Source organism: Tenacibaculum sp. SZ-18 (genome assembly GCF_002813915.1).
GTDB lineage: Bacteria > Bacteroidota > Bacteroidia > Flavobacteriales > Flavobacteriaceae > Polaribacter.
This window is the reverse complement of the sequence record NZ_CP019335.1, coordinates 197789-212603: the sequence shown is the minus strand read 5'-3', so window position 1 is coordinate 212603 and position 14815 is coordinate 197789. Positions and strand designations below refer to the sequence as shown.

Sequence of the window (14815 nt, the reverse complement as noted above, 5' to 3'; positions counted from 1 at the left end):
GTAAAGATGCTGGGTTTAGAATTTTAAGAAGTAAACAAATTGTTTGTTTTTAATATTTTGATAGAAATTTTTTAAATATTACATATCCAAAAACCAACTCCACAAGAATTAACATACAAACTAAAAAATATCTTACAGGGTTTCTGAAAATCTCTATTTCTAACAACAATGAAGTTCCAATTGCAACTCCAAATGTTAATAATACTATAGAAATGATTTTCAAGTCATCAAATTTCTTCATGTTCCACTTTTAAATTACCTAAATATTTGTTTATGATTCCATGAATCGTTTGCCTTTCAAGACCTGTTTTCTCTGCTATTGCAGGCACCGTATTATTTTCTTCACTTAAAAACAAATCAATAACTACCGCCGATTTAGTTTCATATGATACTGCCATAATTAATTTTTTAAATAATTTTTCCTACTATTTCTAAATGATTGAATTTCTGAATACTTATACTTACCAAATATGAGATAGTGTAAAAGATTTACTAATTCAAATGCTTGAGTTTGTGTTCTACACTTCTGCAATACTTTAAAATAATATTCCATAAATCCCGCTGTAGTACCTAGTTTTACAACTAAATCATAAGCCAAAGCTTTTAATCTTAGTTCAAATTGTTCCGCTTTTTGGTATTGATTCATTTTAATTATAATCTTCTATATTGTAATAATCTAGACTTTTTATACGGTAAAATATTAACCTCATTTTGTTGATTCCCTCCAAGAATATAAATGTGATCATTACTTTCTCTAATAAAAAAACCTACATGACCTTTCCACGTATATTTAGACCCTCTCCATAAGACAACAATATCGCCTACTTGAGGATTAACAACCTTTTCACCATATTCTAACCAACTTCTAGCATTCAATTTACCCGAATATTCACAGCCTGAAACCTTTGCTACCCAATTAACAAAAGCACTACACCATGCTGTTTCATCTTTTAATTTTGAACCATCAAAACCAATTTCATTGAAATACTTTAAAACCTCAGGATTATCTTCCTTACCTACGTACTCTTTCACTCCTATTTGAGACAAAGCATTATTTAGCAAAATGTTATTATTCATACTAGAGGTTTAATTCAATTTGTTATACCATTCAATTGCTTGCTGAATAGCTTCTACTTGATAGAAATTCTCTGACTCATTTTCAGAAATCAATTCCTTTTTTGCTGATTCTAAAATTTCAATTGTCGTTTCCCCATCAATCAACTTTTGACAAAGTCTTTCTTTTACTACCTTAATTTTTCTTTTTGCTTCCTTTTCTGTTATCATGATATTTACTATTAGTTTATATTTTGTTTACTCATTAGTGAATTGATGATTTTAACATCGAGTTCAGATAACTTATCTCTATTCGGGTATTTCAATTGCATTACCTGTCTAAATCTTAACCCTCTAATTGTTTTGTAGGATTCAAACAAAAAATTATTATCAATCCAAAAATGGTCGTGACGTTTTGACTTCTTATGTTGCAACATATTGCTCATACTACAGGTTTAATCTTCGTTTTTGTCTCCTCGTCAAATTCTTAATTGGAATACAAACAGTACCTTCTTTACATCCTGAATTCTTTTCTGGAATATTGGATTTAGGAGTTATATTTATTGGAGAATCTGTGTTTAATTCATTAATTTTCTTGAACTTATTTTCTATTTCCGTTTTAATATTATTTTCAATTTTCGTTGTTTCCTTGTTAATCGAAGTAATAATTATTGGTTTTAAAACTTTGCTGGTATAGACACTTAATCCAACAAATATGACTAGCATATAAATGATATTTTCAATTACATTTTTAATATTCATTCTATTCTTTTTTAAAGGTTAAATAATGAGTTACTCTAACGTAAGCGAGCATTTGTTGAACTATTCCAACAGATGGATCATAGTATTTATCATTATGTTTAATAATTATATGGCCATTGCCACTAGGAAAACAAACACGGACTAAGCTGTCGTTAGGAATTTCATCAAATTCAATCTTTCCACTACCTACTAGTTTAGTCTTGTAGCCATTTCTTTCTAAAAATGATTGCAAATCAGAATCCAAGTGAGTAGTCCAAAACTTCCCTAAATCTTCGCATATCTCTTCAATACTCTTACCTGTAATCATTGAGAGACAAGTTTGACCACATTGCATTGATTTATACGGTTGTTCTTTAAAAACAATCATTTCCAACTATAAATAATTACTTAATAGATTATCAAGCCAGTTCAAAAATTTCTTTACTAATTCCATATCAAAAAAACACTTATTGAATATTTTATAATTTGTAATAGTTCTCTATAATTTGTTTATCCAAATGAGATTTCAACATCAGGATTATTGTATTTACTCTCATTCGATTCTTCGATTGAAAGAGTTCCAGCTATTCCCATTATTGCAGCTATAATTCCATCTATCCGATTCGTAGAACGGCTTTTATCTATTCTGACATTTTCGTTTGTATCGTAAATAGGCACACAACCACTCAACATCCATTTAAGAATCGGATTTTTACCAACTCTTAATTTTCCAGACATAATTAGCCTTTGAAGTTCCTTTGTTGGTGACGAGTAATTAGTTAGTGTTTGCGTGAAAGGCGATAACTCAATACCTTCATCCATTAATTCTTGAACTAATACTCCCGAAAACTTTCGATCATACTCAACATGTTGAGTTTTGTTCTTGTAATAATTATTAATAATAACATCTCTAACAAAAGAATAATCAACCATATTACCAGGAGTTGCAATTAAATAAGTGTCATTTTCATCAACTGCATTTTCTCTTTTCATAGAAGCCCAGTATCTATATGGAACACCATCTTCTTTACTCCTTTTATCAATTGTGTCTTTCGGACAAAAACACCATACTTTCAAATCTCTAAAACCATTTTCATCTGGATAACTAACCATTGCATAAGCGGTTATATCCGTTGTAGAAGAAAGGTCAAGACCGCCACAATTACCAAGCAAAGCGAAATTCTCTTCTTTAATTGGCTCTTGGCATTTTTCCCAGTATTCAGTTTCAATCCATACTTCTGGAGCATCAACCCATTTGTTTAAATGTTTTGTCTTAAAATTTGGAATCTTACTTGGTTGATTTTTTGCCTTTTTATACTCTCCTAATAAAAAATCCATGGAAACAGTTATCCCTAAATTTGGATTAGCTTTCACCCAATTGCTCGGGTCCTCCCAATCATCACTTTCATCCATATCGTGAATCATTATGAAAAAACTATCATCCTCGTCAATACCTTCAAGTATTCTTTCACAACTCTCTTCAAACTTTTTACAAACTCCATGAATGTTGAATCCTGCAGTTGTAATCGTTTTTGTTAATGGTTGCTTTCTTGATGCGGAAGAAGACTCTAAATTTTCCTTAACTGAATCATCTTTGTGAGCATGATACTCATCAATAATTGTTCTATGTGAATTGATACCATCCTGAGTTTTACTATCTCCTCCTAACGGCTTCATAAAAGAGTTAGTTGGTAAGAACTTTATTTCTTTCTGGTACACTCTGTAACCTAGTTCTTGTAACAATGATGAACTGGAGATAAACTCAGATGCTTGAGTAAAACAAAGTTTAGCTTGTTCTTCTTTAGTTGCTCCAATATAAACTTCTGCACCCTGCTCAAAATCAAAAGCCATACAAAACAAACCGTCACCAGCTTCAACTGCTGTTTTACCATTTTTCTTAGCCACCTTTTCATAGGTGTTTTTTATAAGTCGGACCGCCTCCCCCTTTTCATTCGTAGTTTGCCAACCATAAACATTATATAAAAAGAACTGTTGATGCGGGGATAACTTAAATAAACTACCAGCTGATTTCCCTTTAGTATGTTTTAAAAAATTTTCAAAGAACTTAATTGGTGCGAATCCCTTTTTATGATCCAACCAATAACCTTTTTCATCTGCCTTGGATCCTACAAATTCGAAAAAGCGTTTAACTGCTAATTGAATTTTACGCCCTGTAACTATTTTTCCTGAGCGAACATCTTCTGCATATTGAAAAGGAATTGATGAGAGTATTTCTTTAGGAACTTGCATTTCTATTTTTTATCCGTGTAATACTTCTTTTACTTTTTCAAATAAACTTAACTGGCCATCACCCGATTCAATAGATTTTAATTTTTGACGATCTTTAATACTCAATCCAAAATGAGCAGAAACTTCATCAAGATGTTTATCCGCTTTTTCAATAATTGAAATGTGACCGGTTACATTCGTATAGCCTTTCTCAAATGTTTGGACCAATCCTCTGTAACCTAACCTATTTACTTCGGCATAAGCTTTACATCTAGCATCCATCCAAAAAGCTGCTTTCTGTAAGTGAGTTAAATCCAATTTTGAAAACTGCTTTGTACTCACAAATTCATACCCGAACCAATACCACCATTTCTTTTGTGCAGCGTTTAACTTCATAGAAGTTTCTGGCTTAGGCAACTCATTCAATACTTGGTATAATTTGGATTCCTTCTCAGTCAATTCTTGTTTTCTTCCTGAACTCGATTGACTATGCACAACTTTCAATTTCTCATTTTCCATTCACTTTCACTTTTACCCCCCCTACCTAAAAAATTAGTGTGAGTAAAATTCTCACTTGTAGGGGATGTACAGCGGTAAAACTCTCTAGAGATTTACCCCCATACCCTATTATTTATCTTGTTTATAACCATGCGCTTCTTTACCTGACTTACTATTATGACATTTAGAACATAATGGTTGTACGTTAGATCTAGACAACTTTTCCCCACCGTCTACAATCCTTACAATATGATCAACAACCTTAGCTTCTTTAACTAATCCCTTACTAGAACATAATCGACATAACGGTTCTTCAATCAAAACTTGCTTACGAAAATTCCTCCAAGCTCTACTGTTGTAAAACTTTGAGTTATCATTTAACCTTCTTCCGTGAGGAACTCTCTTCTCCTGCCAAGGTTTTCTCTTTGGTTGTGGTTTAAAAGGCATCCTGATAAGTTTGATTCTTAACAACTTCTCCATCAACATACTTCGTTTTATCTTCGAGATAAACCAACGGTACGTTCCCCAATGAACCATTTCGATTTTTCTCCACGATTAAAACAGCGTTCTCTTCTCCAATAAGCCCAAGCTCATCATACAAATCAGGATATCCTTCTCTTACATAACCATAATAGTTTGGACGATATAACATTCCAATTACATCGGCAGCTTCTTCAATTGCCGAAGCTTCTTTTAAATGATATTTTTTAGGGAGTTGATACTTTGATTTTCTTACTTCTCTACTGATTTGAGATAAAGCAATCACAGGAATATCTAACTCCTTAGCTAAATTTTTACACTCTCTTGCTGCTTCACCAACATTCATTCTGATATCCTTATCTCCTGAAAACATTTGGATGAAGTCAATCACTAACAACTCTATTCCGAATTTTCTTTTTAAAGACCTTGCTTTCCTTTTCATTTCTGGAACCGTTAACGCGGGCTTATCATCGATGTGAATTGGATAATCTTTTATCACGTCAATCTTTTTATTCAGAGTTGTGAAGTACTCTACTTTCTCAAATCCTTTTCTCATCAGTTGATTTAAATGAAAGGAAGTTTCTACAGCCACAGCTCTCAAACCTAATTGCTTTACAGACATCTCCATTGAAAACATTCCTACAGGTTTTTCAGATTTAGCAGCAGCTAACATTGAACATAAAACAAAGGCTGTCTTTCCCATTCCACTATCGCCACCAATGACAATAAAATCTTGTTTTTGCCATCCAGAAAAGTGATTATCTAAAGCAGTTATTCCCGTAGGCAAACCAGTTACAGAACCGTTGTTATTTGTTAATCTTTCCACATGTTCGGGAATAGAAACTATTGCATCGTGCCAAGTAACAGCGCTAGAATTAGTGTTTATCGAATCATCAATTAAACTCAAATCAGAACCTAATCTCTCAATCAATTCAATCGTATCAATTTGCTCATCATAAGCAGATTTAATTGCACTTGTAGAAATCTCAATTACTTTTCTCTTGATAAACTTTTCATGAATAAACCTAGCATGATATTCAATGTGTGCGGAAGAAGCAACTTTCTGTGTAAGCTTGATTAAGTAAATATCTCCACCCGCCTTTTCTAACAGCCCTAGTTGCCTTAATTTCTTGCTTAACGTCATCATATCAATTGGAGAATTCGAATCGAAAAGAGAACAAATTCCTTTGTAGATATTTTGATGTTTAGGATCATAGAACATTTCAACCTTCAGAAAAGAATAAACTTCCTCTATTGCCTTGGTATCTACTAACAAAGCTCCTAGAACCATTTCCTCGAATTCTGTTGCTTGTGGCGGTATGTTTGCTTTGATATTATTCATTACCCAATTCTTTTTCGTTTAATAGTTGGTTGATCATTCATAACCTTCACAACTTTTAAATCACCAGCCCAATTAAATTTTAATCTTTTAAGTCTTCCTAAAAGTTTTGACACGGAGTATTCAATTTCTTCCTCTTCAACTTTGATTTCAAAGTATTCTAAAAACCTTTCGAAATCTTTGATGGATTTCTTGTTTTGCATTTCCCAAATCTCAAGTTCTGATTTAGCATATTTTTGCAAAAATTGATAAGCAGAAAAATCTATATATATATGATTACTGGTATATTGATTATGATTCGTCGGGATTTTTCCCGAACCTTGATTGACAACATCACTAGTAACGTGGTCTACAGCGTTTTTTTGAGGTTCGGGATTTTTTACGACCCTTGTCGGGATTTTTCCCGAACCTTGACAAGCTTCGGGATTTTTCCCGACCCTTAAAATCCTCTTTCCTTTAGTCGATAATCGGATAAAATTCTTCTGATCTTTTCCCTTTTTTCTCTGATCAACATACCCCAATTTTACCAACGATTTTGTAATTCGATACACTTTATCATCTGAAGAAAAAATAACTGGCAATTCCCTTACAATTTTACCATATGAAATATTATAATAAACACCATCTTCGAATGTGAAAGCATCTGCCCAGGTACTTAACTTTCCAAAAAACTCCATTAAAGCACCTTGAAAATAAGTAAGCCTATACTTTACGCACATCTGCTGGTTAACTATTATAGAATACTCCATTTACTAAAAGTTGAATGATTGCTGCTTGTTAAAATCACGAGTAATGCGAAACATTACTCCTTGAATTTTCCTACTCTTTTTAAACCTTATCGCAAAAGCAGTTACAGAGTTTCTTATCTTTTCCTCCTCCTTTTTGAAATGTTTAGCCAAAAAACCAAAATTACATCCCAATAAAACGACCGATAAATACAACAGAACCTTAGTTTTATACTCTCCAATAACTAGCGGACTAGAATCCACTAACTCTTTTAATCTTTCAATTTTTTGAGTCATAACTAATACTTTTTTAGTGTCACACTCACACCATCTCTTATCGAGAACTCTGTTTTCTGTTTTGACGAATAATCTCTTCTATCAACTATAAAACCAACTATTGGATTTATACGAGTATCCCATAACGATTTTTCAGATTTACTTTTCATTATTTTTCACTTTTATTACGAATACTTTTTTAAACTCAATAGAGTGAGATTTCGAAGAAAGGTTAAGCATTACATCCAACTTCTCGAGATCATCCATACTCTCACAGTAATGCTTACTTTCTTCTTGACAAAAACTACAATCAACAACTCTGGAGTTATCACCCTCCATATATTTTTTATGTGAATTCATACCAAATTGAAATTTTTAATCATCTTCGCTTTAATAACATCAATATCCACAACATGCTTCGCTTTTGGTTTTTTAACATTGCCTACTCCTAGAATATCGCGAGCCATTTGTTTAGCTTCTTCTGATAAATCAGGTAGTGAATTGATGATATGTTTTTCAAGCGGAGACATTTATGAAATAGTAATTTCTCTTTTTGACCTTCGATTTAATCTTTGAGTTCTTGGAACTCTAACATCAAACTGATTTACAGAAACAATCATGAATAAGTGTAAAAACAACATGAATACACCAGGAACAAATGATTTAGGATCATCTAAACTCAATAGATACTTTTGAACAATTCCAGCTTTACTTCGAACACCAAATTTTTTTCGGATATTTTTAGTATGGCTATGAACAGTAGAAGGAGAAATAAACAGTTTATCTGCAATTTCTTTTTCACTTAAATCACTAGAAATGCAATGCGCGATTTTCATCTCTTGATTAGTTAATGTTTGCATAAGATTCTAATATTTTTTTCTTGCCTGTTTCAAAACCTGACTGTTTATATATATCTGCGATTTCAGCCGCACATTTAATTATTTTCAGATTCCCTTTTTTTTCACCCTTTATAATATCAGATACGTATGACTGATTTTTATATCCAAAAACTTGAGTAATTTCCTTAACAATACCATATGGTAAGCTTTCTCTTAATTCATCACTACCAACTAGTTCTTCTCCCATTTTTATAGTATATTTTGTGCTTTTATAATCTACTATTAGGTTTTTTTGTAACTTTGAATAGTGCAGTGACCTAACTTTACAAATATATAGGTTTTTTTAGATTATTATATGTTTTTTAAGGTTTTTGTATGTTTTTTTATACCTTTTTAATGTAATGCAATTACAATCAGTATGTTAACTATTGAAGAAAAAATAGATTTAGTTATTTCATTATGTGAAAAACATGATATTACCGCCTATGAAATAGGGAAAGAAACATCTGTTTCCAAAAGCGCCGCTCGAAATATTCTTAATAAGACCCAATCAAATCCAAAAAACAAAACTCTAAACATAATACTAGAATACATCGAAGAAAAGATTGTAGGAAGTCAAGCACAAATAGAATTAAAACCTGAAATTGCAGAAGAACACAGAAATGCTGCAAAGAGAAACTTTGAAACTCATATTCCACAGGAAGTAGATTTTGACTCTCTATCTATCGAGAATAAATTAAAAACTATTTATTTTCAGAATCAAAAAATACTTGCAATGGATGATAAATTAGAACAGGTTGCACAAGCTTTAAGTATTTTACTCCTGGATACTGATGCTATTAAAGATAAACTTGGAATTGAAGATGAAGTGAAAAACCAATTAAAAAATAATTTTTAGGTTCTAACAAAAAGTTTCTTCAACTGAAATTAATTTCTATTTTAGTGTACAATTAACCTCTTACATTAAAAATTATGAGCATATTATCGTTCCTTTTTGGGACTAGTAAGAAATTGCCCTACAATAAAAACGTTACGTTTAAAAGAAAAACTTCTGATTTTAAAATAGAAATAGGTGATAAAGTTAACCTTTGGAATCAACCAAACACAAACATTGTTAACCTATATGCCGAAGGTTCATCTGGTGGAGATGGCCTTGTAGGAACCACTAATGATAAGACACTAAGCTATCATCTTGTAAACAATAAAAATCTTTTTTTCGAGAATAAAATAGTTGGTATCTCAAACGATTTTATTCAGCTTCAAATCCTCATTTACAGAGACCAAATTCAAACTCAAAAGAACGAATCGGAAGCATATGATAAATGGATTAATAGATACACTAAACCATTTAACCCAAAAACTAACTGGGAACTTCGTTTTTATACAAACCAAGATGTTAAACTAAATAACCCTCAAATAGAAACTATAACTAAAGAATCTTTAAGTAAATATTACAATGATATAGAGAGTAGTATCTGGCTATCCGATGAAAACAAACATAAACTGGCTCTAGAACATAAATCTAGAAGTGTAGACATTGAAAAAACATTGCGAGCCTCATTTACAGGACATTCATTAGAAATTAAAAATACCAAACAAGAAGATTCTTGGCTTTATTTAGAGGTTGGGACTATTTAAAAAAATAAATAAACCTATGGAAGAGTACACAAAATCAGTAAAAGCCGTTTTATACGATAGAGCAAAAAAACCATTTACAGGAACCTTTATATTAGCTTGGATAATTTGTAACTGGAAATTTTTAGTAGCCTTATTTTTCATCAACGAGGAACGTTTAGGAGAAGGAATCACAAGAATTGAATATATCCAAAATCAGAGCCTTTTAACAACTTGTAACTTATTTTGGACCCCCCTATTATATACAATTGGAGGATTAATATTTTTTAGCATATTCAACTACTGGACTTTACTATTCTTGAAGATTTGGAAAGACCTACAATTCACAAAAATTGATAAAAAAACTAAAGTCGACGCAACTGATTATGCCAAATTACTTGATGAGTTCACAAATAGCAAATCGACATTTGCCAAACAAATTGACTCCCTTAATAAAGAAAAGACACTACTCCAAGCTGAAACCGTAAAACAAAAAGAAAGAATAAAAGTATTAGAGGAAGATATAAAAAGCTACCAGCAATCAAAATCTAAATTAAGCACTCAAAATAAAGAATACATAAAACAAAAAAGAGAACGTGAAGAAACTATAGACCATGTTTATGAAATACTGAAGGCTTATATTAACAAGTTTGGATCTATTACTAGAAGAAGTACTGGAAACTCAGTAAAAAACGAAGCTCCTAGCATAAAAAAGATAGAAGATAAAATAGCATTTATTAAGAATTTCTTCAATCACTATAGAGATAATTAACCATACTCACATGAAGAGAAAAAACAGATTCAAAAGACTATTGCTCTATAATATCAAATGTTTGTTAGTTGTATTTTTCCCTAATTCTCAAGGAGGGAATAGGTTTTAGACTTACTCATCGACCTTGACAACGATTTCAACCTTTTCCTTAGCGAAATTATAAAAAAAGTAAGCATTATGTCTATTGAATTCATTCGCTAAAAAAAGACCTGTTAGTCCTCCGCCAACAATTAGCATATCTGTTTATATCATTTTTGTATGAATTGAAAATATTCTATTATTAAACCTAGAAATGCAATAAAAAGACCTAGCCCAGCTACAGCTTTTCCTCCTGCTATTTTGTCAAAAAATGAGAGAATATTTAAAAAAACGTGTCCAACATGCATCATTACAATTCCAATAATTGCAGAAACTAATCCGATAACAAAAAATATTATATGTTGAACTTTTCCCCAAATAGTTTGCTCATTATAATATTCTTTTATGCTGTCAATGGTTTCTGAGAAGCCAACTTCAGCACCGTAATGTACGAATACGACAATTATTAATAACTCAGTAATTACAAAAAGTAACGCAATTATATTCTTGAAGTAATATTTGATTTTCCCAAATAAATCAATTGGAACTTCCTCTATTCTTAAATTATCGTTTAAATAGTCAAGTTTTTGTTCTAGATAATCAGTCACTTTTGGGAAGTACACATCTAAAATAGCCATAGAAAAACCAACTAGTTCTATTAGAAAAGAATTATTACTCAGGATCTCTATTATTTTATTCATTTTTTGTTTTTTAATGCCACACGATTAGTATAAAAGGTAGTTTTAATGCCGTTTCGGTTTTGTTTTTTATTCTCATTCTACATTTGCTCCTATTCCTATTTCTATAAAATCAATTTTTAATTTATCTTGAATTTTTAATTTATCTTGACTTTTTATCTCTTCTACACTTATTTTTCCTTGTAAGTGTGCTATTTCTACCTTAATCCAGAAAAATAATGATTTCAGTGTTTCTTTATATTCAATGATATCATCATAATTGCCTCTGTTTTGTGCATTAATTAGTTCAGCAGAAATTTGAAGAAGAGTTTCTTGAGATATGTTTTTTGAAACTGTTTCGTTCTCAATGATAGTTACCAGTAGATCAGGGTACGGTAAAGGATTATGTAGTCTCCGATATTTTTGATCATCTTCATCTTCGCTAGAATCTTGTTCTATATCAATATCTTGTTTGCCGAATTGATTAGTAAATGCATAAGTAACCTTTAATACTTCCAGCCCTGAATTGAGTAATTTGATAGTATCATTTCTTTCTTTTTTTTTATCCTCAATAGTAGATAAAGTTATGGCTACTAAAACACCAAACAGAGTAGCGATCATGGTTGATAAAAATGATAAGCTTTCTGATTTCTTACCCTTTTTGTGTGTTCTTATTAAGAAGATAATGCTAACAAGGGTTAATATTATCAGGATTTTTATATTTTCCATAGGTGTTCTTATTTAATGTACACAACGTATTTGTGTATGATTTTTTGCGGGAAAAGGACGCGAGTCATTTTCCGTTGTTTCGGAAAGATAATTAATAAGATTGAATTTCCGTTGAGGAAATTCGGCCGCAATTAATCATACACCTTGTTGTACACCGTTTTTCATTTATTTAATTTTTATCAAATCTGGTAAATTCCATCCGTTTCATTTTCGGACAATGATTAACTACAATGTCAAACTCTGAAACTTTTTCCGTTGGTGTCACATACCATTTGCCAAAACTATAAGTTAGCAAATAGACATTTTCAAATTCAGTCGGTTTTATGGTCAGTTCAGTTTTTTCAGTTTTCGCTTTTTGTGGAACAGTTCTTAATTCTAATGATATTTCATTTTCCGTCATTTTCCTTAAATCAAACATCAAGTCAACATCAGGCTCCAATTGGTAGAAGAATAGAACTGAACTTTCATTTATTTCAAAAGCGGTTGTGTTTCCATCGCAAGGTTCATAAACCACAAATTCATTGTTGAGTTTTTTTAAACTTATCCAATGTCTTGGGAATTCTTTTAGGTCAATTTTTATTGGTTTATGTTTTTTTGCAATTTCTTTTTCTTGATATGAAATTGCGTCATTATCCATTCGGTTTGGTTTCCAGTTAATCAGTCTTTTAAACGTTTCTGAATTTCGAGTTGTGTCGATAAACAACTGATGTTCGGAAAGGTCTAGGCTTTTCGGATTGTTCTTTTCCAAAATTGTATCCAAGTCAGCTTTCCAAGTAGGAATTTCAGTCAGTTTATTTTCCGTTTTTTCAGGTTTAGTTTTCTTATTACAAGAGACCAAAAATCCTAATATAAATGCTATGTATATTGCTTTTTTCAAATGGTGTACAACGGTTCGGCTATGCGTAGTTGCGTGGTTTAGTACTTAACTTTGCGAGTACATACCAAACTGAAAATCGGCGTGGATTTTCAGAAGTAAACGAGAACCAGCAATTACTTATAGCCATTGTTATGTGCTTTATTTTATTTTCGCTTTAAAAATTTTTTAAATTAAGTTCTTCATCAATGTTTGAATGTTTATTAGTCCAATCCTCACAAGCTGCAAATAAATTATCAAATTTTTTTAAAAACTCTATTAACGTACAATTATTATTTTCTTTAAATAGCCAATATTTTGTTTCTTTTTTTACTAATTCTTTTTTCCCTTCAGAAGTAAAATATAAGTATAATAGTTCGTTAGATTCGTTAAGTTTGGAGCCGCCCATTCCACCACTAATTCCAAGAAACTGAGCTTTCTCAACTATTGATTTTGGCATTATAGGATTATTAATCACTTTTCTAACATTCTGAAAACCATTGTCAAAATCAGTCGAGTTTATAACTATTTGTGTATTCAGTATCTTTTTGAAAAAATCATCTTTCGAAAATCTTTTTTTATGGTTCTCAACCATATTTTTTTCAAAATAGAATGATGGATTTGACATAAATTCTCCATTTATTTTAAAGTGACTACCAAATCCTTCTTGTTTTTTTAATTCCGTTAATAATTCGATTATTAACTCTACTCTTTTTTCTGTTAATTTTTTATTTAATCCAAATTGGTCAAACAGGCTAACTGCAATGATTAATGAAATTGCTGAAAATTCGAATACAGCTAATTCTTTAGCGTATTTAATTATTTTTTCAAAACAATAATCATTATGGATTATTATCCAAGAAATCAGAATTATATTTAATATGATAAAAACAATAATAAAATTCTTTTTTTTCTTCTTCATTTTGATCTAGTATTCTCTTTTGGGTTATTGCACATAACGTTCTGGCTAAGCTGCGTTTTAATGCAGTTTAGCTGTTGTTGGGCTTAGTTATTTCATTTTTCTTAGTTTGTCTCCGTCTATTTGAAAAATTCCGCCATCTCCAAATGTCCAGATTCTACCTTTTTTATCCTTTCGAACTCCTAAGCATTGAACGCTTTTCATTTCACGTTCAATTTGTATGCTATCATTAATGATTTCCACAAATAATGATTTATATCCTCCGTAACCTCCTGCTGCAACATAAACCTTATTTGAATCCTTTAAAATATCAAAGGGAATGGAAATATTAGGAATAGTGGTGACTTTATTCCATTCATTTTCTTGGTCTTTCTTTTCTAGAAGTCCATTTTGAGATATTCTATAATTACCATTAACCTTAGGGTTAGAGGCTTTAAACTCAGTTTCATTATCTTCGAGCTTGTCTATTCTCTTCCAGTTTTCTAGATCATTCGGTACACCTCCTTTGTGCTCAAGGATCAGCCCGTCCCAAGTAATTAATTGAACTACAGAGCTATAATCATTAGGAAATTCCAGAGGGAAAAACTCATCTAAATTAAATTCAAACTTTTCCCAAGTATCTCCATAATCATCTGAATAAAAGATTCTTGAATAGCTACTTTCGTGAATACCAATCCAACTATCTATACCCCAAACTCTGTTTTGATTATCAACTGATAAGTGTTTAATCAATGGGGTTTTTATTTCAATCCAATTTTCACCTCCATCAATTGTCCTAAGAATACCACCATTCCAAATTGCGGCTATTAAAGTGTCACCTGAAATTGGAACTAAATCGTGTATGGCAATTTGGTTTTCAGCAATTTCAACCAGCTTTTTACTCTCGTTCTTGTTATTTCTTTTTTGTCCGTTTTCACATGACAAAAGTAAGAGAGTAGCTATTAGTATGTTTAGAATGCTTTTGTTCATTTCAATTAAGCCCAACGGTCTCGT

The 14815-nt window shown here is 31.3% G+C and carries 26 protein-coding genes; 3 read left to right on the top strand and 23 right to left on the bottom strand.

Going from position 1 to position 14815, the window contains the following annotated elements; all coding sequences use genetic code 11:
• Positions 1–49 precede the first annotated feature (49 nt).
• The 18 genes from BTO06_RS01050 to BTO06_RS00975 form a co-directional block, all read right to left on the bottom strand.
• Positions 50–241, bottom strand: coding sequence for a hypothetical protein (locus BTO06_RS01050; RefSeq protein ID WP_100923544.1), 192 nt, complete (start codon positions 239–241; stop codon positions 50–52).
• Entirely contained in the window at positions 228–398 is a 171-nt protein-coding gene (locus tag BTO06_RS18330) for a hypothetical protein (protein WP_157811687.1), read from the bottom strand. The genes BTO06_RS01050 and BTO06_RS18330 overlap by 14 nt, the downstream gene beginning before the upstream one ends.
• 2 nt (positions 399–400) lie before the next feature.
• On the bottom strand, positions 401–646 hold the full coding sequence (locus BTO06_RS01045) for a hypothetical protein (RefSeq protein WP_100923543.1): 246 nt from the start codon (positions 644–646) through the stop codon (positions 401–403).
• A 5-nt stretch (positions 647–651) separates the two neighbouring features.
• A complete protein-coding gene (locus tag BTO06_RS01040; protein ID WP_100923542.1) occupies positions 652–1077 on the bottom strand; it encodes a TIGR02594 family protein in 426 nt (141 codons plus the stop codon).
• Between the two features lie 9 nt (positions 1078–1086).
• The gene (locus tag BTO06_RS01035; protein WP_100923541.1) at positions 1087–1284 is read right to left on the bottom strand and encodes a hypothetical protein; all 198 of its coding nucleotides are present in this window, start codon (positions 1282–1284) and stop codon (positions 1087–1089) included.
• A gap of 216 nt (positions 1285–1500) precedes the next feature.
• On the bottom strand, positions 1501–1815 hold the full coding sequence (locus BTO06_RS01025; protein ID WP_100923539.1) for a hypothetical protein: 315 nt from the start codon (positions 1813–1815) through the stop codon (positions 1501–1503).
• 1 nt (position 1816) lies between these two features.
• Positions 1817–2122 (bottom strand): hypothetical protein, encoded by a 306-nt coding sequence (locus tag BTO06_RS01020; RefSeq protein ID WP_157811686.1) that lies wholly within the window; start codon positions 2120–2122, stop codon positions 1817–1819.
• 182 nt (positions 2123–2304) lie between these two features.
• Complete coding sequence (locus tag BTO06_RS01015; protein ID WP_100923537.1) at positions 2305–4044, bottom strand: terminase large subunit; 1740 nt, start codon at positions 4042–4044, stop codon at positions 2305–2307.
• A 9-nt stretch (positions 4045–4053) separates the two neighbouring features.
• A complete protein-coding gene (locus tag BTO06_RS01010; protein ID WP_100923536.1) occupies positions 4054–4542 on the bottom strand; it encodes a P27 family phage terminase small subunit in 489 nt (162 codons plus the stop codon).
• 108 nt (positions 4543–4650) lie between these two features.
• Positions 4651–4968, bottom strand: coding sequence for an HNH endonuclease signature motif containing protein (locus tag BTO06_RS01005; protein WP_198517118.1), 318 nt, complete (start codon positions 4966–4968; stop codon positions 4651–4653).
• A complete protein-coding gene (locus BTO06_RS01000) occupies positions 4958–6343 on the bottom strand; it encodes a replicative DNA helicase (RefSeq protein ID WP_100923534.1) in 1386 nt (461 codons plus the stop codon). The genes BTO06_RS01005 and BTO06_RS01000 overlap by 11 nt, the downstream gene beginning before the upstream one ends.
• Positions 6343–7089, bottom strand: a complete 747-nt coding sequence (locus BTO06_RS00995) for a hypothetical protein (protein WP_100923533.1) — start codon at positions 7087–7089, stop codon at positions 6343–6345. The genes BTO06_RS01000 and BTO06_RS00995 overlap by 1 nt, the downstream gene beginning before the upstream one ends.
• Positions 7090–7092: 3 nt before the next feature.
• Entirely contained in the window at positions 7093–7362 is a 270-nt protein-coding gene (locus BTO06_RS00990; RefSeq protein WP_100923532.1) for a hypothetical protein, read from the bottom strand.
• Between the two features lie 2 nt (positions 7363–7364).
• Complete coding sequence (locus tag BTO06_RS18325; protein ID WP_157811685.1) at positions 7365–7511, bottom strand: hypothetical protein; 147 nt, start codon at positions 7509–7511, stop codon at positions 7365–7367.
• On the bottom strand, positions 7501–7701 hold the full coding sequence (locus BTO06_RS00985; protein WP_100923531.1) for a hypothetical protein: 201 nt from the start codon (positions 7699–7701) through the stop codon (positions 7501–7503). The genes BTO06_RS18325 and BTO06_RS00985 overlap by 11 nt, the downstream gene beginning before the upstream one ends.
• Positions 7698–7871: a hypothetical protein gene (locus tag BTO06_RS18320; protein WP_157811684.1), complete on the bottom strand. Its 174-nt coding sequence runs from the start codon at positions 7869–7871 to the stop codon at positions 7698–7700. Before BTO06_RS18320 ends, BTO06_RS00985 begins: the two co-directional genes overlap by 4 nt.
• Positions 7872–8201: a response regulator transcription factor gene (locus BTO06_RS00980; protein WP_100923530.1), complete on the bottom strand. Its 330-nt coding sequence runs from the start codon at positions 8199–8201 to the stop codon at positions 7872–7874.
• A complete protein-coding gene (locus BTO06_RS00975) occupies positions 8185–8427 on the bottom strand; it encodes a hypothetical protein (protein WP_100923529.1) in 243 nt (80 codons plus the stop codon). Before BTO06_RS00975 ends, BTO06_RS00980 begins: the two co-directional genes overlap by 17 nt.
• Before the next feature lie 171 nt (positions 8428–8598).
• On the opposite strand from BTO06_RS00975, the gene BTO06_RS00970 reads away from it, so the two are divergent.
• From BTO06_RS00970 to BTO06_RS00960, 3 genes are all read left to right on the top strand, one after another.
• Complete coding sequence (locus BTO06_RS00970) at positions 8599–9078, top strand: hypothetical protein (RefSeq protein ID WP_100923528.1); 480 nt, start codon at positions 8599–8601, stop codon at positions 9076–9078.
• A gap of 74 nt (positions 9079–9152) precedes the next feature.
• The gene (locus tag BTO06_RS00965) at positions 9153–9818 is read left to right on the top strand and encodes a hypothetical protein (protein ID WP_157811683.1); all 666 of its coding nucleotides are present in this window, start codon (positions 9153–9155) and stop codon (positions 9816–9818) included.
• A gap of 16 nt (positions 9819–9834) precedes the next feature.
• Positions 9835–10566 (top strand): hypothetical protein, encoded by a 732-nt coding sequence (locus BTO06_RS00960; protein ID WP_157811682.1) that lies wholly within the window; start codon positions 9835–9837, stop codon positions 10564–10566.
• A gap of 248 nt (positions 10567–10814) precedes the next feature.
• Here the strand turns inward: BTO06_RS00960 and BTO06_RS00955 are convergent, their stop codons facing one another.
• The 5 genes from BTO06_RS00955 to BTO06_RS00935 all read right to left on the bottom strand — a co-directional run bounded on the left by BTO06_RS00955 (position 10815) and on the right by BTO06_RS00935 (position 14791).
• Positions 10815–11345: a hypothetical protein gene (locus tag BTO06_RS00955; protein WP_100923525.1), complete on the bottom strand. Its 531-nt coding sequence runs from the start codon at positions 11343–11345 to the stop codon at positions 10815–10817.
• A 72-nt stretch (positions 11346–11417) separates the two neighbouring features.
• Positions 11418–12050 (bottom strand): hypothetical protein, encoded by a 633-nt coding sequence (locus BTO06_RS00950; RefSeq protein WP_100923524.1) that lies wholly within the window; start codon positions 12048–12050, stop codon positions 11418–11420.
• A gap of 169 nt (positions 12051–12219) precedes the next feature.
• Positions 12220–12927, bottom strand: coding sequence for a hypothetical protein (locus tag BTO06_RS00945; protein WP_198517075.1), 708 nt, complete (start codon positions 12925–12927; stop codon positions 12220–12222).
• Between the two features lie 154 nt (positions 12928–13081).
• Positions 13082–13825 (bottom strand): hypothetical protein, encoded by a 744-nt coding sequence (locus BTO06_RS00940; protein ID WP_100923523.1) that lies wholly within the window; start codon positions 13823–13825, stop codon positions 13082–13084.
• An 87-nt stretch (positions 13826–13912) separates the two neighbouring features.
• The gene (locus BTO06_RS00935) at positions 13913–14791 is read right to left on the bottom strand and encodes a WD40/YVTN/BNR-like repeat-containing protein (RefSeq protein ID WP_100923522.1); all 879 of its coding nucleotides are present in this window, start codon (positions 14789–14791) and stop codon (positions 13913–13915) included.
• Positions 14792–14815: the final 24 nt, after the last annotated feature.